This is a genomic window from Sphaerisporangium aureirubrum, from assembly GCF_042658925.1.
GTDB classification, from domain to species: domain Bacteria; phylum Actinomycetota; class Actinomycetes; order Streptosporangiales; family Streptosporangiaceae; genus Sphaerisporangium; species Sphaerisporangium aureirubrum.
Window position 1 is genome coordinate 1 of sequence record NZ_JBHSRF010000209.1, and the last position, 646, is coordinate 646.

General features: G+C 68.9%; 1 pseudogene. It reads right to left on the reverse strand.

Annotated elements, in window-relative coordinates:
* A pseudogene (locus ACFP1K_RS41175) lies at positions 1–618 on the reverse strand (replication initiator); the annotation flags it as partial.
* Positions 619–646: the final 28 nt, after the last annotated feature.

Consider the following 646-nt stretch of genomic DNA (forward strand, 5'->3'; position numbering starts at 1 on the left):
CGCGGGTGCCGAGGCGCAGGCACTCGGCGATCAGTCGGCGGGGATGGTCGCGGATCGGTAGGGCGGTCAGGTCATCGAGGAGGTTGACGCGCCGGTCCAGCGTGCCGATGCATTCGGCCGCCTTGGTGGCGTACTTGGCGATGTACGCGGCCACGGCCTGTTCGGAGAGGTCGCCGTCCATGGTGATTTGTCGGACGTCGAGCTGGGTGCCCCAGCGGAAGGTCCGTGTGGGTTCACCGGGAACGTGCGGAACCGTCACGGCGACCGCGGAGGCGGCGTGCCGTACGGCGTCCGTCATGAGGTCGGGTGTCGCCCAGGCCGGGGGAGCTGTGGCCGGTCCCTCCGGGCCGTCGAGGCGGATCACGGCGTGAAAGTGACGACTCCGCGCCGCTGGTATTCGGCCACCTTGGTGAAGGAGATGACGGCCTGTTCCTTGAGGTCCCGCTGGGTCAGTCCGGCGTTCTTGGCGATGCGTCTGCGAAGCGCTTGGGTGAAGCGTCGCCACAGCTCCGGGGACATGGCGTTGAACAGCACCGAGCCCGCGTAGTCGTAGCACTCCGGGCATAACGGTTCGCCGAGGCGCGGTTCGTCGACTCCGTGCCGGATGGTGCAGGACATGACCCGGCCGTGCCGGCATGTCCCGGCG